Below are 26,602 nucleotides of genomic sequence, written 5' to 3' on the forward strand. Positions count from 1 at the left end.
CTCGTCCCGCGCCGCATCGGCCCGCCTCGCGCCTCGTCCCGCGCCGCATCGGCCCGCCTCGCGCCTCGTCCCGCGCCGCATCGGCCCGCCTCGCGCCCCGCCCCGCGCCGCATCGGCCCGCCTCGCGCCTCGTCCCGCGCCGCATCGGCCCGCCTCGCGCCCCGCCCCGCGCCGCATCGGCCCGCCTCGCGCCCCGCCCCGCGCCGCGCCGGCCCGCCGCGCGCCGTGCCGTGCCGTGCGTGTCCCTTGGGAATAGCTCGGTCGGGATCTCGCTTTGAGTGGGTGATTGAGAGTTCAACTACTGAGAGAGTGATCATCGTGCAGTTCGGGATCTTCACCGTCGGAGACGTCACCGTCGACCCCACCACCGGCCGGGAGCCCACCGAGCACGAGCGGATCAAGGCGATGGTGGCGATAGCGCTCAAGGCCGAGGAGGTCGGCCTCGATGTGTTCGCGACCGGAGAGCACCACAACCCGCCGTTCGTGCCCTCGTCGCCGACCACGCTGCTCGGCTACGTCGCCGCGCGGACCGAGCGGATCATCCTCTCCACGTCCACCACGCTGATCACCACGAACGACCCGGTGAAGATCGCCGAGGACTACGCGATGCTCCAGCACCTGGCCGACGGCCGGGTGGACCTGATGATGGGCCGCGGCAACACCGGGCCGGTCTACCCGTGGTTCGGCCAGGACATCCGCCAGGGCATCCCGCTGGCGATCGAGAACTACGCGCTCCTGCACGAGCTGTGGCGCAACGACGTGGTCGACTGGGAGGGCCGGTTCCGCACCCCGCTCCAGGGCTTCACCTCGACCCCGCGACCGCTGGACGGCGTCCCGCCGTTCGTGTGGCACGGCTCGATCCGCAGCCCAGAGATCGCCGAGCAGGCCGCCTACTACGGCGACGGATTCTTCGCCAACAACATCTTCTGGCCCCGGGACCACTTCATCCGGCTGATCAACCTCTACCGCGACCGCTTCGAGCACTACGGCCACGGCACGCGCGAGCAGGCCATCGTCGGCGTCGGCGGACAGGTGTTCATGCGCAAGAACTCGCAGGACGCGGTGCGCGAGTTCCGTCCCTACTTCGACAACGCGCCGGTGTACGGCCACGGTCCGTCGCTGGAGGAGTTCACCGATCAGACGCCGCTGACCGTGGGCAGTCCGCAGGAGGTCATCGACAAGACGCTGACCTTCCGCGACTCGTTCGGCGACTACCAGCGCCAGCTGTTCCTGATGGACCACGCGGGGCTCCCGCTGAAGACCGTGCTGGAGCAGCTCGACCTGCTCGGCGAGGAGGTACTCCCGGTGCTGCGCAAGGAGTTCGGGGCTCGACGCGCAGCCGACGTGCCCGCGGGCCCGACCCACGCGGCGCTGGTCGCCCGGCGGGACGAGACGGCGGCGCAGGCCGCGGCGAACGAGGGCGCGCCGGCGCTCTGACCCGCCGTACCCAGCGCGGTACGGGGTGCTCCGCACGGCGCCGCACCAACCGCCGGACACGCCGCGGTACGGGGCGCTCCGCACCAACCGTCGAACACACCGTCGAACACCCGACGAACACCCCACGCGAGAAAGGAAGAAGAGATCACCATGGCGCAACCGGTCAAGCTCGTGGTCGTTTCGGCCGGACTGGGCAAGCCCTCGTCCACCCGCATGCTCGGCGACCGACTGGCCGAGGCGGCCCGACGACAGCTGGTCGATCGGGGCGTCGAGGTCGACGTGCACACCGTCGAACTGCGCGACGTCGCGGTGGACATCGCACACAACCTGGTCACCGGCTTCCCGCCGCCGGGCCTGCGCGCCGCGATCGAGACGGTCACCCGCGCCGATGCCCTGATCGCGGTCACGCCGATCTTCACCGCCTCCTACAGCGGGCTGTTCAAGTCCTTCTTCGACGTGCTGGACAACACCGCGCTCGCCGGCAAGCCGGTGCTGATCGCGGCTACCGGCGGCACCGCGCGGCACTCGCTGGCCCTGGAGCACGCGCTGCGCCCGCTGTTCGCCTACCTGCGGGCCACGGTCGTACCGACCTCGGTGTACGCGGCGACCGACGACTGGGGCGCGGCGGCGGGCGCCGGCGGCGACGACCTGGCCGCGCGGATCGCCCGCGCGGGCGGCGAACTCGCCGACCTGGCGGCCGGACTGCCTCGGGCCGCATCCGTGCCCGCTGCGGAATACGAGGAAGTGGTCCCGTTCGCCGAGCAGTTGGCCGCGCTGCGCCGCGGATGAGGACACCGCGGAGAGGGGCCCCGCACACGAGAACGCCGTAGCCGGAACATCCACCCGGCCACCCGGGCGCCGAAGGTGCACTTCGGCGCCCGGGTCCACGATCGGCGCCCGCGTCAGGTGCGTTCGAACCACCGGCGCGGGTTGTCCACCAGCATCGTGGTCAGATCCTCGTCGGGCACGCCGTGCGCCCGCAGCGCCGGGAGCACGTCGTTCAGCACGTGCCGGTAGTGCCAGTCCGGCAGCAGCGGCATCAACTCCGGATCGATCCAATCGATATGGCACGCCGCGTCCTGGGAGAGCACCATGCTCGACGCATGACCCCGGCGACACATCTCGACCACGATCGCGACCCGCTCCGCGAACGGCATCGTGGTGTCCAGGCCGAACCGGTCCATCCCCAACAGGTAGCCCGCCTCGGCGAGTTCGGTCAGGTGATCGGCGTCGTCGGTGTCCCCGCTGTGCGCGAGTTGCACGCGTGCGGCGGGCACGCCCTCCTCGTTCAGCACCCGGCGTACGTGCGATCCGGTCCGGGTGCGCGGGTGGGTGTGCACCATGATCGGCACATCCGTCTCCAGATGCGCTCGGGCGACCGCACGCAACACCCGCTCGACGCCGCCGGTCAGGCCCGGTTCGTCGATCGCGCACTTGAGCAGCGCGGCCTTGACCCCGGTGCCCTGGATGCCCTCGCGGATGTCCCGGACGAACAGGTCGACCATCGGATCCGGCAGCCCCGGCAGCGCCCCCGGCCCTCGATGGCGGAAGAACGCCGGGACGTCGACATACGTGTAGATTCCGGTCGCGACCACGATATTGAGGTCCGGGACCTGTTCGGCGATCCGCCGCACGCGCGGCACGTTCCGCCCGAGCCCGTCCACCGTGGGGTCCACGATCGTGGTCACACCGGCCGCGCGCAGCGCGCGCAACCGCTCGACCGCGTCCGCGACCCGGGCCTCCTCGTCCCAGTCCGGGGACCAGTTGGCCTGACTGTCCGGAGTCAGCACGAAGATGTGCTCGTGCATCAGGGTCGTCCCGAGCGCGGCGGTGGGCACCGGCCCGAGCACCGTCTCGATCTCGTCCACCGGCACCTGCGACTCCTTCGGGCTGCGTCGGCTGTGTCGCGCCGGTCCGAGCCGGGCGGCACGGCGCCGCCGGCTCGGACCGGGTGGTCAGCCTTCCTGCGCTCGGCCCTCCTTCGCAAACTCCAGACGGGTCTGGAGTTTGCGCATTCCGGCCAGCCAGCGGTCCGGATCGGCGGCCCGGGCCGCGTACATCCGGGCCACCTCGGGATGCGGTAGGACCAGGAACGGCGTGCCGTTCGTGACCGCCTCGGCGACCACGTCGGCGACCTCCGCCGGCTCGATCGCGCCGTCGTCGAGAATCACCCGGGCGGCCTCCCCGGTCGCGCCGAGCAACCGCGTGCGCACGCCCTGCGGGCAGACCGCCTGGACCGTGATGCCCTTGGCGCCGTAGGTGATCGCCATCCACTCGGCGAACGCGTACGCCGCGTGCTTGGTGACCGAGTACGCCGACGCGTCCAGCATGGTGAGCACGCCGGCGGCGGAGACCGTGGTGACCAGGTGGCCGCGGCCCCGGGCCAGCCAGGCCGGGGTGAGCAGTCGCGCCGCGCGTACGTGCGCCATCACGTTGACGTCCCACGAGCGGCCCCAGGCATCCTCGGAGGCGTCCAGGCCCATGCCCTCGCCGATGCCGGCGTTGGCGCAGTAGATGTCGATCTCGCCGCCGAGCGCCTTGCGGGCACCGGTGATCAGCGCCGTGACGCCCTCCTCGCCCGCCGCGTCGCCGGGCAGCGCGATGCCGTCGATCTCGGCGGCGACCGCGCGGCACGCGTCCGCGTCCAGGTCGTTGACCACCACGCGGGCCCCGTCGGCGGCGAAGCGCCGGGCCAGCGCCGCGCCGATCCCGGCACCGGAGCCGGTGATCACCACGTTCGCGCCGGCGAGCGTGGTCATCCGACACCGCCGGACAGGCTCACGCCGCCGTCGATCAGCAGTGTCTGGCCGGTGATCCAACTCGCCTGCTCGGACAACAGGAACGCCACCGCGCCGGCCACGTCCTCGGGCACGCCGAGCCGGGCCATCGGGTACGCCGCCGCGACCTCTTCCTCGCGGCCCTCGTACAGCGCGGTCGCGAAGACCGTCTTGACCACGGCCGGGGCCACCGCGTTCACCCGCACCCGCGGCCCGAGTTCGCTCGCGAGCTGGGCGGTCAGGTGGGTCAGCGCGGCCTTGCTGACGCCGTAGAAGCCGATTCCGTGCGCGGGTCGCGCGCCGGCGAGCGAGGACACGTTGACGATCGCGCCGCCGTGCTCGCCCAGCCACGCCTTGTGCACGCGCTGGGTCCAGGCGAGCGCGGCGAGCAGGTTGACCTCCAGGATCTTGCGCCCGGCGTCCAGGTCGAGTTCCACCAGCGGGCCGTACACCGGGTTGATGCCGGCATTGTTGACCAGCATGTCGATCCGGCCGAACGCCTCCAGGGTCGCGCTCACCGCGGCGTCCTGGTGGACCGGGTCGTGCGCCTTGCCGGCGACGCCGATCGCGTGTTCGGGACCGCCGAGCGAGGCGACCACCTCGGCCAGCGTGTCCGCGCCGCGCGCGGTCACGCAGACCCGGTCGCCGCGCGCGACCAGGGCCTGGGCGATGCCCAGGCCGATGCCTCGGCTCGCGCCGGTGACGATGGCTACGGGACGGGACGAGTCGCTCACTGGGCGGCTGCCTCTCGGTAGGACTTGAGCTCGCGGTGGGCGAGCGAACGACGGTGTACCTCGTCCGGGCCGTCGGCCAGGCGCAGCGTGCGGGCATGCGTCCACAACGACGCGAGCACGAAGTCCTGGGACAGGCCGCCCGCGCCGTGCGCCTGGATGGCCTTGTCCAGGATCCACTCGACGGTGAGCGGCGTGGCGATCTTGATCGACTGGATCTCGCGGTGCGCGCCGCGGTTGCCGACGGTGTCCATCAGCCACGCGGTCTTGAGCACGAGCAGGCGCAACTGCTCGATGCGCACCCGGGATTCGGCGATCCACTCCTGGATCACGCCCTGATCGGCGAGCGGCCCGCCGAACGCCTCGCGGGCGACCACCCGCCGGCACATCAGCTCCAGGCCGCGCTCGGCCATCCCGATCAGCCGCATGCAGTGGTGGATCCGGCCGGGGCCCAGCCGCGCCTGTGCGATGGCGAAGCCGTCGCCGGCGTTGCCGACCAGGTTCGCGGCGGGCACCCGCACGTTGTCGAAGACCACCTCGGCGTGGCCGCCGTGCGGCCCGTCGGTGTAGCCGAAGACGTGCATCCCGCGGCGGATCCGCACGCCCGGGGTGTCGCGCGGCACCAGGATCATGCTCTGCCGGCGGTGGCGCGGCGCGTCCGGGTCGGTCTTGCCCATCACGACCAGGATCTCGCAGGTGGGCGCCATCGCCCCGGAGGACCACCACTTGCGGCCGTCGATCACGTACTCGTCGCCGTCGCGGACGATGCGCGTGGTGATGTTGGTGGCGTCGGAGGAGGCGACGTCGGGCTCGGTCATGCAGAACGCCGAGCGGATGGTGCCCTCCAGCAGCGGCTTCAGCCACCGCTCCTGCTGCTCGGGCGTGCCGAAGTCGTGCAGCAGCTCCATGTTGCCGGTGTCGGGCGCGGCGCAGTTGAGCGCCTCCGGGCCCAGATGCGGACTGCGGCCGGCGATCTCGGCCAGCGGTGCGTACTGGAGGTTGGTCAGACCCGCGCCCTCGGCGCCCGGCAGGAAGAGGTTCCACAGCCCGCGTTTGCGGGCCTCGGCCTTGAGCTCCTCGATCACCGGCGGCCGGCCCCACGGGTCCGCACCCGGCTCGGCCACCTGTTCGGTGAACACGGCTTCGGCGGGGTACACGTGCTCGGCCATGAACGCGAGCAGTCGCTCGCGCAGTTCCTCGGTCCGTGCGTCGTAGCTGAAGTCCACCGACGCCTTCCTCTCCCTGGTCGCGGACGGCGGGGACGTTTCGTGGCCTCGGGTTTCGTGGCCGTAGGGTGCGCGAAACGTGCCGTGCGCGAAATACGGTACCGACCGGTCGGTATCTTGGCTAGGGTAGCGTCGAACGCTCCCTCGAAAGGTTGGAAACCATGGCGGCTAGAGGTCGCGACAACGCGGCACCGGTTCTGTCCGAGGCCGATGAGACACCCCTGCCGCAGCGGCTGCTGCGGATCGCCTCGCGGATGTTTGCCGAGCGCGGCTTCGAGAGCACCTCGGTCCAGGAGATCGTGGCCGCAGCCGGGGTGACCAAGGGGGCGATGTACCACTACTACGCGTCCAAGGACGACCTCCTGGTGGAGATCTACCACCGGATGCTCGCGATGCAGACGGAGCGGCTGAACACCATCGCCGACGGCTCCGAGCCGGTCGTGGACCGACTGCGCGAGGCGGCGGCGGACGTGGTGGTCACCACGCTGGACAACATCGATGACGCGGTCGTCTACTTCCGCTCGATGCACCTGCTCGCACCGGACAAGCGGAACGAGATCCGGGCCGAACGGCGGCGCTACCACGAGCGCTTCCGTTCGCTGATCGAACAGGGCCAGCGAGAGGGCCTGTTGCGCGCGGACGTGTCGGCCGACATCGCCACGCACAACTTCTTCGGCGGCGTGCACCACCTGAACAGCTGGTACCAGCTCGACGGGCCGATGTCGCCGCGCGAGGTGGGCGACGTATTCGCGGACCTGCTGCTGCACGGGCTGGCGCCGACGACGGGGGAGCGGTAGCGGGTGGACGTGGCGGCTACGGCGGCGGATATTCGCTCGCGGCCGGCCGGGCATCCCGTCGAGAATCGACCATGCTCACTGACCATTGGCCGGTGTTCGGCCTACGGTTGACCACGCCTCGACTGGAGCTTCGACCGGCGAGCCAGGACGACCTGGTGGCGCTCGTGGAATTGGCCGCGCGCGGCATCCACGCCCCGGACCGGATGCCGTTCAGCGAGCCGTGGACACGCCAACCGCAACCGGCCTTCGCCCGCAACGGCCTGAAACACTTCTGGGCCTCGTGGGCGAACTGGGAGCCGGACGACTGGCGACTGGTCCTCGCGGTCGTGCACGAGGGCGTGATCGTCGGTACGCAGGACTGCGGCGCCAAGGACTTCGCCCGTCGGCGGGAAGTCGGCTCGGGCTCCTGGCTGGGCCTGACCCACCAGGGCCACGGCTTCGGCACGGAGATGCGCGCCGCGATGCTGGAGTTGGCCTTCACCGGCCTCGACGCCCGCTGGGCGATCTCCTCCGCCTTCCCGGACAACGCCCCGTCCCTCGCGGTCTCCCGACGCCTCGGCTACGCCGACGACGGCATCGAGATCCTCCCGGCCGACGAATCCGGCCGCCCACGCTCGCTCCGCCGCCTCCGCCTGACCCGAGAGGCATGGCACGAACACCGCACCATCCCCACCACGATCGAGGGCCTGGACGCGTGCCGGGAGATGTTCGGCGCCCCGTAGGCGGACCTCACCTGTCCGGCACTCCGTCCGCCGGGTCCGAGGTTCCGGTGTCGCCGGGACTACTTCGGCGTACCGCCGGGCGCCGGAATGACGCCGAGCTGCTGGAGGAAACCGAAAACGTCCTTGTCCGACCACTTCTCCGCGAGCCTGCCGTTTTCGATGCGGTGAATCACCGTCGCCGTCATCGTGAGCCGGTTACCGGTGGCGGGGATGCCGGGAAGGTCTCCCTCGTGCACTCCGTGGGCCGTCAGCCGGGTCACCACCTTGTCGCCCTCCGCGATCTGGTCCTCGATCTCGTGGGTCCCGGGCGTGGCCTCCCAGAAGAGACGGAACGCCTGCTTGAGCCCTTCGCGACCGGACCCGAGCCCCGGAAACGGTGGCGGTGAATGGTCCTGGTAGTCCTCGGCCACGAGGTCGTCCATGGCCTCGATGTTGCCCTTGTCGATCTCCGCGTAGAAGCGGCGAACCAATCGCTTGTTCTCTTCGCTCGACACGGGACTCCTACACGCACGTTCTGTACCGCCGGAACCGGCATGACGCCGAAAGCATGGCCGTCCAGCCATGGGACGACGCCACAGGCGCGCCGTGACTCCGTGCGCGATCACCCGGAAGCAGCCATGCGCGTGATTCGGAACGCCGGCACGGCAAACGTCGCCTGACGCGGCACTGGACTTCCGGGTGTCGTCGAGGCCGACTGAGGTCACCCGGCCCGAAGGGATGCGGCTACCACGCCACATCCCGCCGAGTAGTCGCAGACCTCGCCTCCCGAGAGCGCCACTGGCCGACGCCGCTCCTCGCGCTCGCCGACCGCTTGCGCATCGCTTGGAACGCGGTGCGGACGGCGGCGATTCAGTGGCGGAGGGCGTTGGTCAGTGCTGTCCAGGATGCCGCGCCGATTGTCAGGTGCCCGATGCTCGGGTCCTTCGAGTCGCGTATCGGGACGAGGCCCGGGAGATCATCGCGGACCTCGACGCAGTTGCCTTGATCCCCGTTGCTGTACGAGCTCTTGCGCCACGTGGTGACGTCTGCGTCTTCGGTTCCGTACATGGCTGCAGCTCCTTGATGGTTGCCCGGATCATCGCTGCCGACTCTTTCGGGGAAAGGGCGTAGGCGCGCAGACGATTGTACGCCGCTTGGAACCCCGTGACAGTAGTCGGATCCTCACGCAACTGCCCGGCATGGCTTCCTTCGAGGTAGGCCACGGGCTCACTGTCCGGCGGAGTCAACAGCGTCAACGATCCACCCAACTGCGGGTGTGCGCCGGAGTCGAACGGTAGAACTTGGATCGTGCCGTACGGCGTGTCCATCCGGGGCAACAGCGTTTCGAGCTGCGCGCACATGACAGCTGGGCCGCCGATCGGGCGACTGATGGCCGCCTGGTCGAGGATCGCGCCGTATTGCGGCGGGTGTTCCCGAGTGAAGATGCGTTGCCGATTGATGCGTGCGATCACGCGTCGTTCGATCTCGGCGTTGGATGCCCCGGGTTCGAAGCCGATGAACTGTGCGCGGGCGTAGTCAGGGGTCTGCAACAGCCCTGGCACGGTGTGCCCCGCGTACTCCCAGATCTCGATCGCTGTCGCTGCAATCCCCATGAACGCGCGGTAGCGGTCCGGGAATTGGTCGTGTTCTACCATCTCGTACAGCCGCCCGAACAACCCGTCCGTCTCGAACGCGATATCCAGCCTCGCCGGCATGTCCGGCGGGATCGGGCTCTCGCCGGTTTCGTATCGAGACAGTGCTGCCTTGCTGTAGCCCAGGACCGAGGCGCATGCCGTCAGTGACATCCCCAGGGCGTTGCGCTTGACCCGAATCTCACGCCCATACATCTGGCGTGGCGAGCCTTTGAGGTTGACGTCTTTTTCTTGGTATCGCACGGGTGTTCCCCCATTCCGTTCCAGTGCAAATCGGTAACGGTACCGAGATGCACAGGCTGGTCCTCCCGTCCCATGATGGGACTCAGAGCGACAGCGCGTGTACGGAATGGAGACAACTCCCCTTGCTCAAAACGTCGCAGGCCGAAAGGTGGGGCTGTGACGGGCGTAGGGAGTGGGGCTCAACTTTGGCGAGTCGCCCCACTCCCCGCGTGCCTCACAGAAAGGACACGTACCCACGATGACACATCAATTCGGGTGGACTCAACGTGGTTCGGTACCCGTGCCGGTGTTGGATCGCGACTGGCAGGACGAGCGGTTGAGCCTGCCGATCAGGGAGTGGGTCGGCGGGATGGATGCCGAGGCTCCCGCGTCTACCCGGCCTCCGCGGCCGCGAGTTCGGTCGCACCTTCGTTCGTTGTGGACCTGGCGGTTGTCGATTCGGATCCGCGTGGTGCGCCCGAGCGCAGGGAACGTCCGATGAGCACGAGACAGCGGGCTTCGGGGAGTACGCAGGGGGATCTCGATCGGGGGCGGGCGTTTTTCGAGCGCTATCGGCACGCGTGGTGTCGCGACGCCTATTCGGGTCGCGAGGGTGTGCTTATGGACGTGCAGGGGCGGCAGGTTCACCTGCGGTTGCGTAGCGGAATCGAATTCGCTTGCTACGTACGAGACTTGGCCATTCTGCGACCCCCTCCGCCGATTCTGTACCGGAGCGTGCGGTACGTCGGTGCGGGAGACGCGGCCCTTCGGCCGGACGGCACGCTGACGGAATTGTGCGCCGTGGACAAGGGCATGTTGGCGACCGTTCAACCGCCGGACGGCCCCGAGTGGTTCGCATTGTTGGCCGATCTCGAACGAGTCGGCTGCCTGTCGGGTGCGGTGGCCGATTGGTCGGAACCACCGTTCCTGTTCGATGAAGAGCAGGGGCGATGACGCCGATACCGATATCGATGCCACCACCGACCGACGCCGGCTCGACACGCACCAATTCGGGAGAAGCGACGATGGCGAACCACGCCAAGGACGACAAGGACGGGGACGCCAAGACTCCCCGACGGCAGCAGGATGGCCAATGGGACAGGCCCGTGCCGCCGAAGGACAAGGACCGCGACAAGGAGAAGGACAAGTGAGCACCTCGGTCGACTGGGACGGCGTGTTCGCGGACACGCCCCGGAGTTCGTATGTCCCGGCGGTGGTGTGGGGGAGTGACGATGCCCTGATCGACCGCGACACCGACCCCGAGGCGTGGGCGGACGCCGTTGCGGCCGACGCCCCGCTAGTCACCCAGATGGATGACGGCATGCCGGATGGGAACCTGATCCCGACATCGTCGTCGTCGCAACCCTCGCTCGTGCGGCTCATGCTCGAACAACTCGACGTCGACCCGGATCACCACATCCTCGAAATCGGGACCGGCACCGGGTGGTCCACCGCGTTGTTGTCCGCCGCGCTCACGGGCGGCCGGTTGACCTCGGTCGAGGTGGATCCCCTCGTGGCGATCCAGGCACACGAGTCCTTGCGGGCTGCCGACCCGATGCCGACCCTGATCGTCGGCGACGGGTTGCGCGGGTACAAGGAGGGCGCCCCCTACGATCGCCTCATCGCCACCATGGCGGTACGGAACGTGCCCTACGCGTGGGTGGAGCAGGTCCGGCCCGAAGGGGTGATCCTCACGCCCTGGGGCACGGCATACCACAACTCCGGGCTCTTGCGCCTGGTCGTCGCGGGCGACGGAACGGCGTCGGGCCGGTTCGTGGGGAACGTCAACTTCATGTGGGCCCGGTCGCAACGTCCGAGGTTCGAGGCCCGGCGGTTCGTGGGCGACGTGATCGCGGACCCGAGCGCGTGCAGGGTCCGCCACACGGCGACGGATCCGCGACCCCTCCAGGAGGAGCACGCGGATTTCGCGATCGGGCTTCGCCTGCCCGATGTCGAGCAACGTACGTTCTTCGGATCGGGCGCGCACGCAGGGGAGTTCACCACGTGGTACGCCGACGGGGAGTCCTGGGCATCCGTCGACTACGTACCGGACGCGGCCTCGTTCGAGGTGAACGAGGGCGGCCCGCGCGATCTTTGGCGAGAGATCGAGGCCGCGTACCAAGCGTGGCGTGCGCGCGGTGAACCCCGACGGGAACAGCACGGCGTCACGGTGACCGGCGATGGCCAGTGGACATGGCACGCCGGGTCGCGCGATCGGGTGGACTGCGGGTCGTCGACCCCCTGGAAGGCTCTGTAGAGCGTCCCTTCGATGTGGGTGTCGGAGCCGGAGCCGGAGCAGGGTCGCGGCGAGGGTGATTGTCGCGGTGCACGAGGCTGTGATCTTGTCGCGGCGATCGGCCGTGCCGCGGAGCTCGTCGGCGGACGGCGGGTACGAGCCGGGGCGAGTCGGCTCCGGCGGACGCCGGTCGGTGCCGGCCGGGATGCCGCGACGAATTGTCGGGCGCCCCGGAGGAGATCGGCGGTGGACGCCCGGTGTCGGGTGCTGTCGGTGGGTGAATAGAGTCGGCCCGTGGTGACCCGAATCCCCTCCCCGGAGGACCCCTTGCCGCCGGTGCCGAGCTTCGGTGTGCGCGCGGGCGAGAAGGCGTACGAGTATCTGTCCCGAATCGTCGAGGCGATGACTCGGGAGTTCGGAGTTCCCGCCGGCGAGGCGCACATCCGGGTCGACCGCTACTTCCGGCCCTACCGCTGGGACTTCACCGACGAGGATGACCGGCGCTCCCTGTTCGAGGACGACCCGAAATTCTGGGCCGGCACGATCTACTTCGACGTGGATGCGTGGCGACAGGAGAACGCGGCCGACTGGAGCCGACTTCGGCCGCGCAGGCTGCCCGAACCCGGTGATCCGGCGTTCGGTGGACTCGCCCTGGGGGAGCACCCGCCGCCTGTCGTCTACCGCGTGGTGTGGGACGGTGAACTCGACCTGCTCGCCTCGGTCGTGGCCGGTTGCCGACAGGTCACCGGCGGCCGGGTCGCCCGCCTGGAGAACGACCGCATGGCCGTCGCCATCCGTCCGGGACCGGGCGACCCCGACAGACTGCTGTCGGGGGCGGAAGACCCAGACGACGGGCTGTGGGACGTCTCGTGTACGCCCGAGCCCGACGCCCCGTGGCAGGACGTGTCCGCCGACCTGCGGGCGATCATGTTCCGGCTGCGCGCGGCGGGGCTCGTGTGCCGGCGCGTGTCGGTGCCCGGTCACGGAAGCCCGATCGCGATCCTGGACTGACCTTCGTGGGGGCCGCCAGGTACCCCGGCCGACTCGACCGCGCGACCCGACCCGACCCGGTCGCCCGGCCCGACCGGACCCGGTCAATCCACGGAATCCGCCATGTCGACGCTCATCCGAATCGCACCCGCCCGCTCGACCCGCCATGCGATACCCCGCAGCGCCACCGTCACGTCGTGCCAGGTCGCGTCGGCTCGGGGTGTGCAGGTCAGCAACCGGCCGCCGGCCTCGGCCGGGCCCAACGCCACCTGTACGGAGGGCAGTTCGAGCGCGTCGGGCGGGCCGGCCGGCACCGACGCCCCACCCGTGATCGTCGCCGCGAGCTCGTCGGCGGTCGGCTCGGCGCCCGCGGGCCATTCCAGCCGGCAGGACAGCGCGGTCCCCCACGCGCCGATCGCCTCGGCGACCTGCCCGGGATCGACCGGCGCGGGATCCGGCGCGGGTACGAACGCGGCCCGCTCGACCAGGTCGGCGAGGTTCTCCAGGTCGTCCTTCCCGAACTCGACCAGGTCGGCCCAGTCGAGCGAACCGCCCCGATCGAGGAAACGCATGCCCTCTGCGCACGTCGAGCCGGCCACGAAGGGAAGGATCGCCCACTCCACCCAGCGGAACGCGTCGCCGGGCCACCAGTTGTGGCCGTCGACCAACTTGCGGACGATCGCCGTCAGGGCCCTGCACACCGGATCGCCGGCAGGCACCGTGACGCCACCCGTCACTCGCCCCGGCCCGAATCCGCCCGCCTCGGCCCTGCCCCGCGCGATGCGCAACGCCATCGCGTCCTCCACCGACAACTCGTACAGCGAGTGTGTGGGCATCGACGCGTTTCCGGCGGGCACCTCTCCCGGGTCCGCCGACACCTGCACCCGTACCTCGTCGCCGTCCGGATCGAAGCCGATCTCCTTGAACCAGCATTGCACTTCGGGCCTGCCGGTCCTGGCCCACCGCGGCTCGAAATGCGAGATGTCCACCCCGCAGACCGGGTCACCGGGCCGGACGCACGTCAGCACGGTTCGATAGGGGGTGGCATCCTCGACCGCCGTGGCGACCTCCTCCACCGGGAGATCGACCATGGCCGCCGTCTCTCGCATCCCGTCGGGGCCGCCACCGCATCGTTCCACGAGGTCCGCGAGCGAAACGACGCGACCCGCGGTCAAACCGTTGTAGCCCACCGACGGCACGGCCCGGAACCGACCCGGATCGTCCGCCCGCCCCACCCCGCCGTCGCCCGCCCCGATCCCGTCCGTCACCCCGCGACCCTATCGGCCCCCCAACCGCCCGCCCCCGACGCTCACATGGTCCGGGTCGGCGGCATCCCCGAGCGTCCCGAGGCCGGCGTCTTGATCGCCAGGATCTGGTTGACGCCGATGCGGTTCTGTTCGAAGGCCAGGGCCGAGGCGGCCATGTACAGGCGCCACACGCGCACCCGGCCGGGGGAGGCCAGGCGTTCGGCCTGCTCCGCGGCGGCCTCCAGGTTGGCCACCCACGCGCGCAGGGTGGTCGCGTAGTGCTCGCGCAGCGCGTGCACGTCCCGGATCTCGAAGCCCGCCTCCTCCAGGACCGAGACCGTGCGGCCCACCGGTGCCAGTTCGCCGTCGGGGAAGACGTAGCGGTCGATGAACTCGTCGACCTGGTAGGCGGCTTCGTTCGGAGCCGGGCGTCTGGCGATCTGGTGGTTGAGCAACCGGCCGCCGGGGCGCAGGAGTTCGTAGAGGATGTCGGCGTATTCGCGGAAGCGGATCCGGCCCACGTGTTCGGCCATGCCGATCGAGGAGATCGCGTCGTAGGGTCCGTCGGCGTGTTCGCGGTAGTCCTGGATCCTGATCTCGACCCGGCCGGTCAGGCCCGCCTCGGAGACACGTTTGCGGGCCAGGTCGGCCTGTTCACGCGAGATGGTGATGCCGACCACCTGGACGCCGTAGTGCTCGGCGGCGTGCAGCGCCATCGAGCCCCACCCGCAGCCCACGTCCAGCAGCCGCATGCCCGGCCCCAGGGCCAGCTTGCGGCAGATCAGGTCGAGCTTGGCGCGCTGGGCGTCCTCCAACGTCGCGTCGGGGCGGTCCCAGTACGCACACGAGTAGACCATCGAGGGGCCCAGGATCAGCGCGTAGAAGTCGTTGCCGACGTCGTAGTGGTGCCGGATCGCCTCCTGGTCGCGGCGCAGGCTGTGCAGTATGCCCCGGCGGCGGCGGACCTCCTCGACGGGCGCCGGCGGCGGTACCGGCAGTCCGGTCAGGGTGAGTGCCTCGCCCACCGGGCGCAGCATGCCCAGCGCGGCGCGCGCGGACGGGCGCGGGCGTTCGAGGCGGCGGTCGCGGCCTGCGGGGCCCCGGGCCGCGCCGGCGCTCCCGGGCACCGGTTCGTCGCGGTGCAGCGCGATGCCCGCCAACCGGTCGAGCGCGTCGTAGAGGTCGCCGTCCACGTCGAGGTCGCCGGATACCCAACCGCGCGCGAAGCCCAGCTCGCCCGGCTTCCACATCAGTCGGCGCAGCGCCCGCCGGTTGCGGACGACCAGTGCCGGACCGTCCGGCGGCCCGGCCTCGCTGCCGTCCCAGGCCCGGATGCGGATCGGTGTCGGGCGGCCGAGTACCTGCTGGGCCAGCGCGGCCAGGCGGTCGGCGGTGTGCGGCATGACGGATTCCTCCGCGGTGTGGATCCCCGGGCTCCCTGCCGGGTGACACCCTGCCCCTACCCAACCCGGCCCGGATCGCGAACGGAATTGCTCCGTCCGGGGCGGATGACCACCCCGGACGGAGCACGACAGCACGACACGCGAAACCGACCGGCGTCACAGCACCTTGGACAGGAATGCCTTCGTGCGCTCGTGTTGCGGGTTGCTCAGCACCTCGCGCGGCACTCCGGCCTCGACGACGAGTCCGTCGTCCATGAACACCAGCGAGTCGCCGACCTCACGGGCGAAGCCCATCTCGTGGGTGACCACGATCATCGTCATGCCGTCCCTGGCGAGGTCGCGCATCACGTCCAGGACCTCGCCGACCAGTTCGGGGTCGAGTGCGGAGGTCGGCTCGTCGAACAACATCAGCTTGGGGTCCATGGCCAGTGCCCGGGCGATGGCCACCCGCTGCTGCTGTCCGCCGGAGAGCTGGGCGGGGTAGGCGTTCGCCTTGTCGGCCAGGCCGACCCGGGCCAGGAGCTGGTGGGCGCGCTCCCGGGCTTCGGGCTTGCTTATGCCCTTGACCTGGGTGGGCGCCTCCATGATGTTGCCCGCCGCGGTCATGTGCGGGAAGAGGTTGAAGCGCTGGAACACCATGCCGATGTCGCGCCGCTTGAGCGCGACCTCGCTGTCCCGGAGTTCGTAGAGCTTGCCGTCCTTCTCCCGGTAGCCGACGAGTTCGCCGTCCACCCACAACCGCCCGGCGTTGACCTTCTCCAGGTGGTTGATGCAGCGCAGGAAGGTGGACTTGCCGGAGCCGGAGGGGCCGACGATGCACATGACCTCGCCGGAGCCGACCTCCAGGTCGATGCCCTTGAGCACTTCCAGCGGGCCGAACGACTTGCAGACGTCCTCGGCCTTGACCATGGGTCGCGCCGGGTCCGCCGCCCCGGGCGTGGGCTTGTCGAAGTTGGTCGTCATCGGATCTCGACTCCCGAACGCCGGGTCGGGAACAGGTTGGCCCTGATCCGCTGGAGCGGGGTGGGCGGCAGCGCCCGGCTGGCCCCGCGCGAGAAGCGGCGTTCCAGGTAGTACTGGCCGATGCTGAAGACGGTGGTCAGCAGCAGGTACCAGAAGCAGGCCGCGAAGAGCAGTTCCATCACCGCGAGGTTGTTGGTGTACACGTCCTTCGCCTTCTGCAGCACCTCGGGGTACACCACGACGCTGGCCAGCGAGGACGTCTTGAGCATGTTGATGAACTCGTTGCCGGTGGGCGGCACGATCACTCGCATCGCCTGCGGCAGCACGATGCGCCGCAGGGTGCGGCCCTTGGACATGCCGAGCGCGTGGGCGGCCTCGGTCTGACCCTCGTCGACGGACTGGATGCCCGATCGCACGATCTCGGCCATGTACGCGCCCTCGTTGATGCCGAGGCCGAGCAGCGCCGCGATGGTCGGGGAGATCACGTCGTTGGTGTTGTGGCCCAGCATGGTCGGGAAGATCAGCGCGAGGTTGCCCCAGATGAGCAACTGGACCAGGACCGGCGTGCCGCGGAAGAACCAGATGTACAGCGACGAGACGGTCGAGGTGACCGGATTGCCGGAGAGTCGCCCGATCGCGGCGAGCACGCCGAGCACGAGGCCGAGCGCCATCGAGTAGAGGCTGATCTTGAGCGTGTTGACGGCGCCCTTGATGATCTGCTCGTCGAACAGGTAATCGCCGGTCACGCTCCAATGGATCTTCGCGTTCGCGAACGCGTTGATCAGGAGGCCGACCAGGGCCAGGACCACGACGGCCGCGACCCAACGACCGTAGTGCGGCACCGGGATCGCTTTGATGTGTTCCCGACGGGCCGGCTGTTTGTCGGAGGCGGCGGGGGGTGGGGGTGTGGTCACGGGAAGGTGACCTCCTCTTGGAGCACGAGTGCGGGCGCGGGCGCGGGTGGACCGATGGGGGGACGGTCCGCCGGGTCCGGCCCCGCCGCTCCGGGCGACGGGGCCGGACCTCGGATCAGGAAGTGCCGCCGTTGATGGTGACCTCGGAGACGGCGCCGGCCTCGACCTTCCAGTTGGCCAGGATCTTGGCGTACTCGCCGTTCTTGATCAGGGCCTCCAGGGCCGACTTCAGCGCCTGCTGGAGCTGGGTGTTGTCCTTGCCGACGCCGATGCCGTAGAGCCCGGCATCGATCTGATCGCCCGTGACCTCGAAGTCCTTGCCGTCACCGGAGGTCTGCGCGTTGTACGCGGCGACCGGGAAGTCGTTGAGGTCGGCGACGGCGGCGCCGCTCTTGAGCTTGAGCAGGGCCTCGCCGTCGTGCTCGTACTTCTGGATCGTGATCGCGCCCTTGCCCGACTCCTCGCACTTCTTGGACTGGGCGATCGCGACATCCTCGTTGGTCGTCGCCTGCTGCAACGCGACGATCTTCCCGCACAGGTCGTCGAGGGACTTGATGTTCTGCGGGTTGCCCTTCTGCACCAGGATCGAGGTACCGGCGCGGAAGTAGTCCACGAACGCCAGGCCCTGGCCCTGCCGCTCCTTCTTGTCGGTCATCGCGGACATGACCATGTCGAAGCGCTTGGAGGTGATCCCGGTGATCAGCGAGTCGAACGGGGAGTTCTTGTACTCGTACTTGACGCCGAGCTGCTTGCTGAGCGCGGCGGCCAGCTCGGGGTCGACACCGACGGCCTTGCCGCCCTTCATGAACTCGATCGGCGCGTACGCGATCTCCGAGCCGATCTCGAGCTTGCCGGACTTCTGGACGTCCGGCGGGAGCATCTTGAAGAACGGCGCGTTCTCGTCCTTCTTGCCGAGCGCGCTGTCGCCGCCGTCGTCCCCACAGCCGGTCAGGAGCATGGAGCCCGCGATCAAGGTTGCGGCGCAGGCGATCAGGCGGCGGTGGGTAAGGCGTCCGCTCATGTGCGGGTTCCTCCAGGTATGAGGGGACAACAGGGGGGCCGGCACGGTACGAGCTGGCTCGCGGTGCCCGATCTGCGGGCGGTTTGGGTGAATCCGGGATCGAGCTATGGGCATGAATGATTTCCTGGTGCTCTGAACTGGACAATGGGACAGATTGTTAAATACGAAGATCCAATTTGACAGAATGTCAAGCAGTGATCGGTGTATATCACCTCATCGGGCGCTTTTCCAGGGCATACCGAAACCGCTCTGGCAGGCCACGGTCTACGCGCATTGGCGTGATGATCGTCGGACCCCGCGTGATCCGCGTCCGCGCGCGGCGATGCCGGCACCCCGACGCAGCAGCAGGGCCACGTCGATCGCGGCGACGGCGATCGCGGCGGCGAACGGGGCGCCGGGCCGCCGGCCGCCGAGCAGCGCCCCCGCGCCGGCCAGGACACCGGCGCCGACCAGGGCGAGCCGCCCGGACCGGTCCGGGCGGCCGTACGCGAGCAGCGCGGTGGCGCCGAGCAGCGGCAGCGGGGCGAGCGCCCGGATGCCGGTCGGGCCGAGTCGGTGCGGCAGACCGCGCACGCCGCCGGCGTGGTCGACGTCCAGATCCGGCAGCGCGTCGGCCAGGTGCGCGCCGCAGCCCAGCAGCGCGGCGGCGGTGACGATCCACCACGTGGGCGCCGGCCGCCCGGGCAGCCCGAACGCCACGAACGCCGGCAGGCTGCCGAAGCCGACCGCGTAGGGCAGCCACGACCAGGCGGTGCCCTTGACCCCGAGGTCGTAGGTCCACGCGGCGGCCACCCCGACCACATGCGCGGTGCCCGCCGCCGGCCCCGACGCGTAGGACAGCGGCAGGCACAACACCAGCGCGGAACCGGCGGCGAGCGCCACCCGCTCGGCCCCGACCAGGCCGGCGACCACCGGCTTGCCGGTCCGCCCGGCGGCCCGATCGCGGGCGGCGTCCACCGCGTCGTTGCACCACCCGACCGACAACTGCCCGCTGAGCACCGCCGCGCCGACCAGCGCGCAGCCCCCGGCGTCCCGGCCGGCCGCGGCGGCCAGAGCGGTCACCAGGGCCGTGACGGCGACGGTCGGGCCCGGGTGGCAGGCGAGCACGAGGCCGAGGGCAGGGGCCCGTTCGCGGGGGCGCGCGGGGGCGGTCACGGACGGGCGGCTCGGCACTGCGGCTTCGCTCACGTGGGTGACCTTTCCGGGGGTCGGCGCGGGAGGGGCGCATGCGGGTCGTGTGCGCGGGCAAACGACGTGGGTTCGGTGTTCCCGCTGGGCACTGTTCCAGCGTTCCCGCACCCGTTCGGCGCAACCGCCCCAGCAGCCACACCCGTTCGCCGTCCAGCATTTCCGTCGCCTCACCCAGCCGGGGGTTCGCCGTGACCCGCATCGCCGCCGTCCGTGGTGCCCTGCCGCCGCACCGATATCCACAAGCCGAGATCACCGAGGCGTTCGCGGGACTGTGTCTGCCGGTCGGCGCCGATCGCCGCGTCCTGGACCGGCTGCACGCGAGCGCCCGGGTGGACACCCGCCATCTGGCGCTGCCCCTGGACCACTACGCCAAGCTGGACGACTTCGGCGCGGCCAACGACGCCTACCTGGACGTCGCCGTCGACCTCGCGGCCGAGGCGATCGAGTCCGCTCTCGGCGCCGCCGGGCTCAGCGCGCTCGACGTGGACCTGATCGTGTTCACCACGGTGACCGGCCTCGCGGTGCCCTCGATCGACGCCCGCCTGGTCGGCCGGCTCGGCCTGCGCCCCGACGTCAAACGGCTGCCGGTGTTCGGCCTGGGCTGCGTCGCGGGCGCCGCCGGGATCGCCCGGGTGCACGACTACCTGCGCGGATGGCCCGAGCACGTCGCGCTGCTGGTCTCGGTCGAACTGTGCTCGCTCACCCTCCAACGCGCCGACGCCTCGATCGCCAACCTGGTCGCGGGTGCCCTGTTCGGCGACGGCGCGGCGGCGGTGGTCGCCTGCGGGGACGCGCGCACCGGGCCGGGGCGCGGCCCCAGAGTGGTGGCCGGCCGCAGTCGCATGTATCCGGACTCGGCCCGGGTGATGGGCTGGGACGTGGGCGGCTCCGGGTTCCGGATCGTGCTGGGCCCGAACGTCCCCGACGTGGTCCGCGAGTACCTGGCCGGCGACGTGCGATCCTTCCTCGCCGAACACGACCTGAGCCCGGCCGACATCACCGCGTGGGTGTGCCACCCGGGCGGCCCCAAGGTGCTCGAAGCCGTCGCCGAGACACTCGAACTCCCGGCCGGAGCCCTCGATCTGACGTGGCGTTCGCTGGCCGCGACGGGAAACCTGTCGTCCACCTCGGTGCTGCACGTGCTGCGCGACACGATCGCCGCCCGGCCCGAACCCGGTACGCCGGGCCTGATGATCGCGATGGGCCCGGGGTTCTGCTCCGAACTCGTCCTGGTGGAGTGGTAGGCGCGATGTACTGGTACTTCGTCCTGGTGGGCCTGGTCGCCCTCGAACGCCTCGCCGAGTTGGTGGTGGCCCGCCGCAACCTGGCCTGGAGCCTGGCCCGGGGCGGCGTGGTCAGCGGCCGGCGGCACTATCCGCCGATGGTCGTGCTGCACGTCGGACTGTTGGCCGCATGCGTGCTCGAAGTGTGGCGGAGCGAGCGGCCGTTCGTGCCCTGGTTCGGCTGGACCATGGTCGTCCTCGTGCTTGCCGCGCAGGCGCTGCGCTGGTGGTGCATCTTCGCGCTCGGCCCGCGCTGGAACACCCAGGTGGTGGTCGTGCCGGGGCTGCCACTGGTGCGCAGCGGGCCGTACCGGCTGACCTGGCTGCGGCACCCGAACTACGTCGCGGTCGCGGTCGAGGGCCTGGCGCTGCCCCTCGTACACGGCGCGTGGGTCACCGCGCTCACCTTCACCGTGCTCAACGCCGCGCTGATGGTGGTCCGGATCCGCTGCGAGTCGGCCGCGCTGTCGGCGGCGACCGCGTGATCGACCTGCTCGTCGCGGGCGGCGGGCCGGCCGGCCTGGCGACCGCGATCCACGGTGCGCTTGCGGGACTGCGTGTGGTGGTGGTGGAGCCGCGGCCGGCGCCGGTGGACAAGGCCTGCGGCGAGGGACTGATGCCCACGGGCGTGACCGCGCTCGCCCGACTGGGCATCACGCCCGCCGGACGGCCGTTGGCCGGGATCCGGTACCTGGACGCCCGACACGCGGTCGAGGCCCGGTTCCGGGCCGGGCCGGGGCTGGGCGTCCGGCGCACCACGCTGCACACCGCGCTGTACGAACGGGCCCGCGCGCTCGGGGTCGAGCACCGGGTCGGCCGGGTCGGCGACGTGCACCAGGACGCACACGGGGTGACCGCCGCCGGACTGACCGCACACTGGCTGGTCGCGGCGGACGGCCTGCACTCGCCGATCCGGGCCGCCCTGGGGTCGACGCCGCCGGATCGACGCGCTCGGCGATACGGGCTGCGCCGGCACTTCGCGGTCGAGCCGTGGACCGACTTCGTCGAGGTGCACTGGTCGCCGCACGGCGAGGCGTACGTGACGCCGGTCGGGCCGGACCTGGTCGGCGTCGCGGTCCTGGGCCCGCGCGGGCGGCCCTACGACGAGCACCTGGCCGCGTTTCCCGCACTGCGGGCCCGGCTGGCGGGCGCGGCGGCCGGCGACGTGCGCGGCGCGGGACCGCTGCGCCGCCGGGTGCGCACCCGGGTCGCGGGCCGCGTCCTGCTGGTCGGCGACGCGGCCGGCTACACCGACGCGCTCACCGGCGAGGGCATCGCGCTGGCCCTGGCCTCGGCTCGGGCCCTGGTCGGCGCCCTCGTCGCGGGTTGCCCCGAGCGCTACGAAGCCGACTGGCGCCGGCTGTCCCGCCGGCACCGGGTCCTCACCGAAACCCTCCTCACCGCCCGCGCCCGCCCGCACACGGCCCGCCTGATCGTCCCCGCGGCCCACCGCCTGCCGACGGTGTTCGGCACGGTCGTCAACGCGCTGGCTTAGGCCGTCTCGGGCCCGGGTCGGCCGAGCCCACCGCGGACCGGCGAGCCGGGCCTATTTTTGCGCCGCCGCCCGCAGCGAGCGGCACAGCGCGTCGACCGCCGCCGGGTACGAGTGGTCCGGGGGAGTCGCGTATCCGACCACCAGGCCGTCCGGGGCCGGGCCCGTCGCGTCCGGGTGGCGGAAGTCGGCGAGGCCGTCCAGGGTCAGGCCCTGGCGGGCGGCGGCCTCGACCGTGGCGGGTTCGCTGCCGGCCGGCAGCCGCAGCACGGCGTGCAGACCGGCGGCGATACCGGTCGCGACGACGTGCGGGGCGTGTTCGGCCAACGCGGCGAGCAGGTGGTCGCGCCGGTCGCGGTAGCGCCGGCGCATCCGGCGGATGTGCCGGTCGTAGTGGCCGCCCTCGATGAAGTCGGCGAGGGTGAGCTGATCGGTGACGCCGGCCCATGCCTCGCGCACGCCCTTCACCGCCAGGACGTCGTCCACCAGGTGCTCGGGGAGCACCATCCAGCCGAGCCGGATCGCCGGGGACAGGCTCTTGCTGACCGAGCCCACGTACACCACCCGGTCCGGATCCATGCCCTGGACCGCCCCGACCGGACGCCGGTCGTAGCGGAACTCGCCGTCGTAGTCGTCCTCCAGCACCAACCCGCCCCGCGCTCGCGCCCAGTCCAGCACCGCGAGCCGCCGCTCGGGCGACAGCGGGCCGCCGGTGGGGAACTGGTGAGCCGGCGTCAGCACCGCCACGCGGGCGCTCGGCAGGGCGGCCAACGCGTCGGTGTCGGCGCCGTGTTCGTCGATGCCCAGGGGCAGCGTCCGGATCGACGCGGCGGCCAGGATCGAACGATGGAAGGCCAGCCCGTACGACTCCACGGCGGCCGGCCCGCGCAACACGCCGGCGAACAGCAGCCGCAACGCGTGCGCGAAGCCCGAGCAGATCACGATCCGGTCCGGGTGGGTGCGCACCCCGCGCACTCGCGCGAGGTAGTCGGTCAGCGCGAGCCGCAACTCCGGACGCCCCTGCGGATCGCCCGGCCCGAACGCCTCGTTCGGCGCGGCGTTCAGCGCCCGCCGGGCCGACGCGGCCCACGCGGTACGCGGGAAGGACGCCGCGTCCGGCTGCCCCTGGCGCAGATTGTGCGTTGCCCCGGCGGGCCGCGCCGGCAGCCCGGTTCGGGCCCGGCGGCGCGGCGCGGCGAGCGGTTCGGCCCGCCGGGCGACTCGGGTCCCGGAGCCCTGACGCGCCGTCAGCCAGCCCTCCGCGACCAGTTCGGCATACGCGTCGGCGACCGTGTTCCGGGCGATGCCCAGATCGACCGCGAGCGACCGGTACGGCGGCAGCGGCGTGTCCGGAGCCAGCCGACCGGTCCGGATCGCCTCGCGGATGGCGCGGATCAGCACGGCCCGCCGACTGCCCGTACCGGACAGCTCCAGATGCAGGTCACGGCCGATCCATCCGGCCGAATTGACCTCGATTTCCGACATGGAAATGAACCCTATACCCGGTCGTTTGCGCACCTAGATTCGTCGTCATGAGCAGCGCGCACCACATCTCGAACCGAATCGCGATCGGCGTCGCCGAGCGCGTCGGCACGGACGAGCGGGGGAAGCACCGATGAGCATCACCACCACCCGAGGCGGGACCACCGGCGGCACCGGTACCGACGCGAAGACCACCGGCACCGGCGCCCGTCGGTCCGCGCTGGTCCTGGCCCTGCTCGCCTTCGCCCAGTTGATCATCTCCGTCGACTACAACATCGTCTACGTCGCACTGCCCGAGATCGGCGACGGCCTCGGCTTCACCGCGCAGAGCCTGCAATGGGTGGTCAGTGCCTACGCCGTCGCGTTCGGCGGCCTGCTGCTGCTCGGCGGCCGGGCCTGCGACCTGTACGGACCACGCCGGATGTTCGTCCTGGGCCTGGCGCTGTACGCGGGTTCCTCACTGGCCGGCGGGCTCGCCGGCAGTCCCGGGCTGCTGATCGCGGCCCGCGCCGTGCAGGGTGTGGGCGGGGCCTTCCTGTTCCCCGCGACGCTGACCCTGGTCGGCACCCTGTTCGCCGAGGGCAGGGAGCGCAACCGGGCGTTCGCGGTATGGGGCGCGGCGGGCGGCAGCGGGATGATCGTGGGCTCGCTGCTCGGCGGGGTACTGACCCAATTCCTGGGCTGGCAGGCGGTCTTCTACGTCAACGTCCCGCTCGCCGGCGCCGCCGCGCTGACCGCACTGCGGCTGATCCCCGCGGACGGCGCCCGGCGCGCGGACCGCCGCTTCGACCTGGCCGGCGCGCTCACCTCGACCGTGGGCACCATCGCGATCGTGTTCGCGTTCGTCCAGGCCCCCGAGTCGGGCTGGACCTCCGCGCCGATCCTGGCGAGCGTCGCCTTCGGGGTGGTCCTGATCGGCGCCTTCCTGTCCATCGAGCGCCGCAGCCCGGACCCGCTGATGCCGCTGCGCCTGCTGCGCGGTCGCAACCTGAACACCGGCATGGCGGTCACCTTCCTCTACATGGCGACGATCGGCACACTCGCCTACTTCCTCACCGTGTACTTCCAGGAGGTCAAGGGCTACACCGCGCTGGAGACCGGCCTGGCCTACCTGGTCCCGATGCTCGCGATCACCGCGGGCTCGCTGCTCGGCGGCCGGGCGGCGACCCGCTTCGGAACGCGCACCGCGATGATCGCGAGCCTGCTCGTCGGCGCCGCGGGCACCGTCGTGGTCGGCCTGTCGATGTCCGCCGGCGCCTCGTACCCGTCCATGGTCCCCGGCTTCGTCATCCTGGGTCTGGGCCAGGGCGCCGGCTACACGCTGATGTTCGGCGCGGCCGCGGTCGGCGTGGCCGGGCACGAGCAGGGCATCGCGTCCGGCATGGCCTCCACCGCCCAACAGATCGGCGGCGCGGTGGGCCTGGCGATCCTGGTCGCGGTGGCCAACGCCCACGCGTCCACGCCGGCCGGGCTGCGTACGGCGGTGCTGATCGCCGGCGCGGGCGTCGGCGCGACCGCACTGGTGGCGCTGCGCTTCGCCCGCGGCACCTCGGCCGCGGAGCCGGTCGCGGCCGGCACCGCGACCACCGAACCGGCGGCGATGATCCCGGCCACCCGGTGACCGCAGGCGGCTCGCCCGCCCCGACCCGACCCCACGGCCCGCAGGCGGTTCGCACGCGCGAACCGCCTGGGGGCCGTATCGCGTCGTCCGCAGACCGCCAGGGCCTGCCGACGCGGGATCGAAGACAGGCGCCGGACCCGCTACGGCTTGCGGGCCACCGCCCCCAGGACCAGGCGCTGGGTGACCGACAGGCTCGCCTCGTCCACCGGCTCCTCGGGGCGCCACAGGTCGATGTGGACCAGGCCCGGCTCGGCCGGCTCCAGACCGTCCAGGTAGGCCGCGATCTCCGCGCGCTCGCGGAAGCGCCCGCTCTTGTGCGAGCCCTGCATCACCTGCTCCATCCGCTCCGACTCCGGGCCGCTGCGCAGGAAGTGGGTCAGGAACAGCCAACTCCCGGACGGCAACGCGTCGAGGTAGGTGCGCAACAACCCGCCCGGATCCTCGTCGTCGTTGATGTGGTGGATCACCCCGAGCAACATCAGCGCGACCGGCCGATCGAAGTCGATCAGGCGCAGCACGTCCGGGTTCTTCAGGATCGACTCGGGCTCACGCAGGTCGGCGGTGATCACCGTGGTCCGCTCGTTCTCGGCGAGCAGCGCACGACCGTGCGCGAGCACGATCGGGTCGTTGTCCACGTAGACCACGGTGGCCTCCGGCGCCACCGCCTGGGCGACCTGGTGGGTGTTCTGCGCGGTCGGCAACCCGGACCCGATGTCGACGAACTGCCGGATGCCCTGCTCGACCAGGAAACGCACGCCGCGGTGCAGGATCCGGCGATGCGCGCCGGCGTCGTGTTCGAGGTCGGGCGCCACCTCGATCAACTTCCGGGCCACGGCGCGGTCGGCGGCGTAGTTGTCCTTGCCGCCGATCAGGTAGTCGTAGATGCGCGCGACGCTCGGCACGTTGACGTCGATGCCGGCGGGCGGTCGCTCGCCGGCGGGCTCGGTCGACCACACTCGGTCTCCAGCGTTCTCGGACATGATCTCAACACCTCGGGGCCGCCGGTCGGGGGTGGGTGCGGCACACCGCCGATGGTAAACCGCAGGTAACGCCCCCCGTGATCAATTGCCTTGCCGTCGAAGGCAGTTCGCGATCACGCGAACGGACAAGTCGGGTGATGTACGGCCCTGCCGGTTATCTGCACCGGCCCGATCGCCGGCCACGGCCCGGCAGACCCGGCGCAGGCGGACCGGCCCTCCCGCGCCCCCGGCCGTCG

26 protein-coding genes and 1 pseudogene are annotated in these 26,602 nt (G+C 71.2%); 12 read left to right on the forward strand and 15 right to left on the reverse strand.

What is annotated here, in order from left to right:
* The first annotated feature begins 318 nt into the window (after positions 1-318).
* Both ACFZBU_RS34755 and ACFZBU_RS34760 read left to right on the forward strand, forming a co-directional pair.
* A complete protein-coding gene (locus ACFZBU_RS34755) occupies positions 319-1,437 on the forward strand; it encodes an LLM class flavin-dependent oxidoreductase (RefSeq protein ID WP_391587708.1) in 1,119 nt (372 codons plus the stop codon).
* A gap of 150 nt (positions 1,438-1,587) precedes the next feature.
* Positions 1,588-2,226 carry an FMN reductase gene (locus ACFZBU_RS34760; protein ID WP_391587709.1) on the forward strand — a complete coding sequence of 213 codons (639 nt, stop codon included), beginning with the start codon at positions 1,588-1,590 and terminating at the stop codon, positions 2,224-2,226.
* Between the two features lie 113 nt (positions 2,227-2,339).
* Here ACFZBU_RS34760 and ACFZBU_RS34765 read toward each other — a convergent pair whose 3' ends face one another.
* The 4 genes from ACFZBU_RS34765 to ACFZBU_RS34780 all read right to left on the reverse strand — a co-directional run bounded on the left by ACFZBU_RS34765 (position 2,340) and on the right by ACFZBU_RS34780 (position 6,171).
* Positions 2,340-3,311 (reverse strand): phosphotriesterase, encoded by a 972-nt coding sequence (locus ACFZBU_RS34765; RefSeq protein ID WP_391587710.1) that lies wholly within the window; start codon positions 3,309-3,311, stop codon positions 2,340-2,342.
* 81 nt (positions 3,312-3,392) lie between these two features.
* Positions 3,393-4,196 (reverse strand): SDR family oxidoreductase, encoded by an 804-nt coding sequence (locus ACFZBU_RS34770; RefSeq protein WP_391587711.1) that lies wholly within the window; start codon positions 4,194-4,196, stop codon positions 3,393-3,395.
* Positions 4,193-4,948: an SDR family oxidoreductase gene (locus tag ACFZBU_RS34775; protein WP_391587712.1), complete on the reverse strand. Its 756-nt coding sequence runs from the start codon at positions 4,946-4,948 to the stop codon at positions 4,193-4,195. The genes ACFZBU_RS34770 and ACFZBU_RS34775 overlap by 4 nt, the downstream gene beginning before the upstream one ends.
* Positions 4,945-6,171 carry an acyl-CoA dehydrogenase family protein gene (locus ACFZBU_RS34780; protein WP_391587713.1) on the reverse strand — a complete coding sequence of 409 codons (1,227 nt, stop codon included), beginning with the start codon at positions 6,169-6,171 and terminating at the stop codon, positions 4,945-4,947. Before ACFZBU_RS34780 ends, ACFZBU_RS34775 begins: the two co-directional genes overlap by 4 nt.
* Before the next feature lie 161 nt (positions 6,172-6,332).
* Between ACFZBU_RS34780 and ACFZBU_RS34785 the strand changes: the two genes are divergently transcribed.
* Both ACFZBU_RS34785 and ACFZBU_RS34790 read left to right on the forward strand, forming a co-directional pair.
* Complete coding sequence (locus tag ACFZBU_RS34785; protein WP_391587714.1) at positions 6,333-6,968, forward strand: TetR/AcrR family transcriptional regulator; 636 nt, start codon at positions 6,333-6,335, stop codon at positions 6,966-6,968.
* A gap of 71 nt (positions 6,969-7,039) precedes the next feature.
* A complete protein-coding gene (locus tag ACFZBU_RS34790) occupies positions 7,040-7,690 on the forward strand; it encodes a GNAT family N-acetyltransferase (RefSeq protein WP_391587715.1) in 651 nt (216 codons plus the stop codon).
* 59 nt (positions 7,691-7,749) lie between these two features.
* Here the strand turns inward: ACFZBU_RS34790 and ACFZBU_RS34795 are convergent, their stop codons facing one another.
* The 3 genes and pseudogenes from ACFZBU_RS34795 to ACFZBU_RS34805 all read right to left on the reverse strand — a co-directional run.
* Complete coding sequence (locus tag ACFZBU_RS34795; RefSeq protein WP_391587716.1) at positions 7,750-8,184, reverse strand: ester cyclase; 435 nt, start codon at positions 8,182-8,184, stop codon at positions 7,750-7,752.
* A 355-nt stretch (positions 8,185-8,539) separates the two neighbouring features.
* On the reverse strand, positions 8,540-8,737 hold the full coding sequence (locus tag ACFZBU_RS34800) for a DUF397 domain-containing protein (RefSeq protein WP_391587717.1): 198 nt from the start codon (positions 8,735-8,737) through the stop codon (positions 8,540-8,542).
* 35 nt (positions 8,738-8,772) lie between these two features.
* Positions 8,773-9,516 (reverse strand): annotated as a pseudogene (locus ACFZBU_RS34805) (helix-turn-helix transcriptional regulator); the annotation flags it as partial.
* Between the two features lie 828 nt (positions 9,517-10,344).
* On the opposite strand from ACFZBU_RS34805, the gene ACFZBU_RS34810 reads away from it, so the two are divergent.
* The 4 genes from ACFZBU_RS34810 (at position 10,345) to ACFZBU_RS34825 (ending at position 12,790) form a co-directional block, all read left to right on the forward strand.
* On the forward strand, positions 10,345-10,497 hold the full coding sequence (locus ACFZBU_RS34810; protein ID WP_391587718.1) for a hypothetical protein: 153 nt from the start codon (positions 10,345-10,347) through the stop codon (positions 10,495-10,497).
* 71 nt (positions 10,498-10,568) lie between these two features.
* On the forward strand, positions 10,569-10,694 hold the full coding sequence (locus ACFZBU_RS34815) for a hypothetical protein (protein ID WP_391587719.1): 126 nt from the start codon (positions 10,569-10,571) through the stop codon (positions 10,692-10,694).
* On the forward strand, positions 10,691-11,800 hold the full coding sequence (locus ACFZBU_RS34820; RefSeq protein WP_391587720.1) for a hypothetical protein: 1,110 nt from the start codon (positions 10,691-10,693) through the stop codon (positions 11,798-11,800). The genes ACFZBU_RS34815 and ACFZBU_RS34820 overlap by 4 nt, the downstream gene beginning before the upstream one ends.
* A 273-nt stretch (positions 11,801-12,073) precedes the next feature.
* The gene (locus tag ACFZBU_RS34825; RefSeq protein ID WP_391587721.1) at positions 12,074-12,790 is read left to right on the forward strand and encodes a hypothetical protein; all 717 of its coding nucleotides are present in this window, start codon (positions 12,074-12,076) and stop codon (positions 12,788-12,790) included.
* Positions 12,791-12,873: 83 nt separating this feature from the next.
* On the opposite strand, the gene ACFZBU_RS34830 is transcribed toward ACFZBU_RS34825, so the two are convergent.
* The 6 genes from ACFZBU_RS34830 to ACFZBU_RS34855 form a co-directional block, all read right to left on the reverse strand.
* Positions 12,874-14,037, reverse strand: a complete 1,164-nt coding sequence (locus ACFZBU_RS34830) for a hypothetical protein (RefSeq protein ID WP_391587722.1) — start codon at positions 14,035-14,037, stop codon at positions 12,874-12,876.
* Positions 14,038-14,078: 41 nt separating this feature from the next.
* A complete protein-coding gene (locus ACFZBU_RS34835; RefSeq protein ID WP_391587723.1) occupies positions 14,079-15,419 on the reverse strand; it encodes a class I SAM-dependent methyltransferase in 1,341 nt (446 codons plus the stop codon).
* A gap of 156 nt (positions 15,420-15,575) precedes the next feature.
* Positions 15,576-16,382 carry an amino acid ABC transporter ATP-binding protein gene (locus ACFZBU_RS34840; protein WP_391587724.1) on the reverse strand — a complete coding sequence of 269 codons (807 nt, stop codon included), beginning with the start codon at positions 16,380-16,382 and terminating at the stop codon, positions 15,576-15,578.
* Positions 16,379-17,296, reverse strand: coding sequence for an amino acid ABC transporter permease (locus ACFZBU_RS34845; protein WP_391587725.1), 918 nt, complete (start codon positions 17,294-17,296; stop codon positions 16,379-16,381). Before ACFZBU_RS34845 ends, ACFZBU_RS34840 begins: the two co-directional genes overlap by 4 nt.
* 115 nt (positions 17,297-17,411) lie before the next feature.
* On the reverse strand, positions 17,412-18,317 hold the full coding sequence (locus ACFZBU_RS34850; protein WP_391587726.1) for an ABC transporter substrate-binding protein: 906 nt from the start codon (positions 18,315-18,317) through the stop codon (positions 17,412-17,414).
* Positions 18,318-18,581: 264 nt separating this feature from the next.
* Positions 18,582-19,505 (reverse strand): UbiA family prenyltransferase, encoded by a 924-nt coding sequence (locus ACFZBU_RS34855; RefSeq protein WP_391587727.1) that lies wholly within the window; start codon positions 19,503-19,505, stop codon positions 18,582-18,584.
* 191 nt (positions 19,506-19,696) lie between these two features.
* Here ACFZBU_RS34855 and ACFZBU_RS34860 point away from each other — a divergent pair, with 191 nt between their 5' ends.
* Genes ACFZBU_RS34860 through ACFZBU_RS34870 form a run of 3 tightly spaced genes read left to right on the forward strand, consistent with a single transcriptional unit; the run spans position 19,697 to position 22,286 of the window.
* Positions 19,697-20,752, forward strand: a complete 1,056-nt coding sequence (locus ACFZBU_RS34860) for a type III polyketide synthase (RefSeq protein ID WP_391587728.1) — start codon at positions 19,697-19,699, stop codon at positions 20,750-20,752.
* A gap of 5 nt (positions 20,753-20,757) precedes the next feature.
* Positions 20,758-21,276, forward strand: a complete 519-nt coding sequence (locus ACFZBU_RS34865) for an isoprenylcysteine carboxyl methyltransferase family protein (protein WP_391587729.1) — start codon at positions 20,758-20,760, stop codon at positions 21,274-21,276.
* Entirely contained in the window at positions 21,273-22,286 is a 1,014-nt protein-coding gene (locus ACFZBU_RS34870; protein ID WP_391587730.1) for an NAD(P)/FAD-dependent oxidoreductase, read from the forward strand. Before ACFZBU_RS34865 ends, ACFZBU_RS34870 begins: the two co-directional genes overlap by 4 nt.
* Positions 22,287-22,337: 51 nt before the next feature.
* Here ACFZBU_RS34870 and ACFZBU_RS34875 read toward each other — a convergent pair whose 3' ends face one another.
* Positions 22,338-23,768, reverse strand: coding sequence for a PLP-dependent aminotransferase family protein (locus tag ACFZBU_RS34875; RefSeq protein ID WP_391587731.1), 1,431 nt, complete (start codon positions 23,766-23,768; stop codon positions 22,338-22,340).
* 136 nt (positions 23,769-23,904) lie between these two features.
* On the opposite strand from ACFZBU_RS34875, the gene ACFZBU_RS34880 reads away from it, so the two are divergent.
* On the forward strand, positions 23,905-25,386 hold the full coding sequence (locus ACFZBU_RS34880; protein ID WP_391587861.1) for an MFS transporter: 1,482 nt from the start codon (positions 23,905-23,907) through the stop codon (positions 25,384-25,386).
* Positions 25,387-25,526: 140 nt separating this feature from the next.
* On the opposite strand, the gene ACFZBU_RS34885 is transcribed toward ACFZBU_RS34880, so the two are convergent.
* On the reverse strand, positions 25,527-26,366 hold the full coding sequence (locus ACFZBU_RS34885) for an SAM-dependent methyltransferase (protein WP_391587732.1): 840 nt from the start codon (positions 26,364-26,366) through the stop codon (positions 25,527-25,529).
* Positions 26,367-26,602 lie beyond the last annotated feature (236 nt).

The organism is Embleya sp. NPDC008237 (assembly GCF_042956465.1).
Taxonomy (GTDB): Bacteria; Actinomycetota; Actinomycetes; order Streptomycetales; family Streptomycetaceae; genus Embleya.

Excerpts from the sequence above, each read along its gene's own strand:
- ACFZBU_RS34885 (WP_391587732.1), bottom strand. The coding sequence starts at position 26,366 with ATGTCCGAGAACGCTGGAGACCGAGTGTGGTCGACCGAGCCCGCCGGC.
- ACFZBU_RS34840 (WP_391587724.1), bottom strand. The coding sequence starts at position 16,382 with ATGACGACCAACTTCGACAAGCCCACGCCCGGGGCGGCGGACCCGGCG.
- ACFZBU_RS34865 (WP_391587729.1), top strand. The coding sequence starts at position 20,758 with ATGTACTGGTACTTCGTCCTGGTGGGCCTGGTCGCCCTCGAACGCCTC.
- ACFZBU_RS34815 (WP_391587719.1), top strand. The coding sequence starts at position 10,569 with ATGGCGAACCACGCCAAGGACGACAAGGACGGGGACGCCAAGACTCCC.
- ACFZBU_RS34770 (WP_391587711.1), bottom strand. The coding sequence starts at position 4,196 with ATGACCACGCTCGCCGGCGCGAACGTGGTGATCACCGGCTCCGGTGCC.
- ACFZBU_RS34785 (WP_391587714.1), top strand. The coding sequence starts at position 6,333 with ATGGCGGCTAGAGGTCGCGACAACGCGGCACCGGTTCTGTCCGAGGCC.
- ACFZBU_RS34835 (WP_391587723.1), bottom strand. The coding sequence starts at position 15,419 with ATGCCGCACACCGCCGACCGCCTGGCCGCGCTGGCCCAGCAGGTACTC.
- ACFZBU_RS34800 (WP_391587717.1), bottom strand. The coding sequence starts at position 8,737 with ATGTACGGAACCGAAGACGCAGACGTCACCACGTGGCGCAAGAGCTCG.
- ACFZBU_RS34790 (WP_391587715.1), top strand. The coding sequence starts at position 7,040 with ATGCTCACTGACCATTGGCCGGTGTTCGGCCTACGGTTGACCACGCCT.
- ACFZBU_RS34850 (WP_391587726.1), bottom strand. The coding sequence starts at position 18,317 with ATGAGCGGACGCCTTACCCACCGCCGCCTGATCGCCTGCGCCGCAACC.
- ACFZBU_RS34760 (WP_391587709.1), top strand. The coding sequence starts at position 1,588 with ATGGCGCAACCGGTCAAGCTCGTGGTCGTTTCGGCCGGACTGGGCAAG.
- ACFZBU_RS34875 (WP_391587731.1), bottom strand. The coding sequence starts at position 23,768 with ATGTCGGAAATCGAGGTCAATTCGGCCGGATGGATCGGCCGTGACCTG.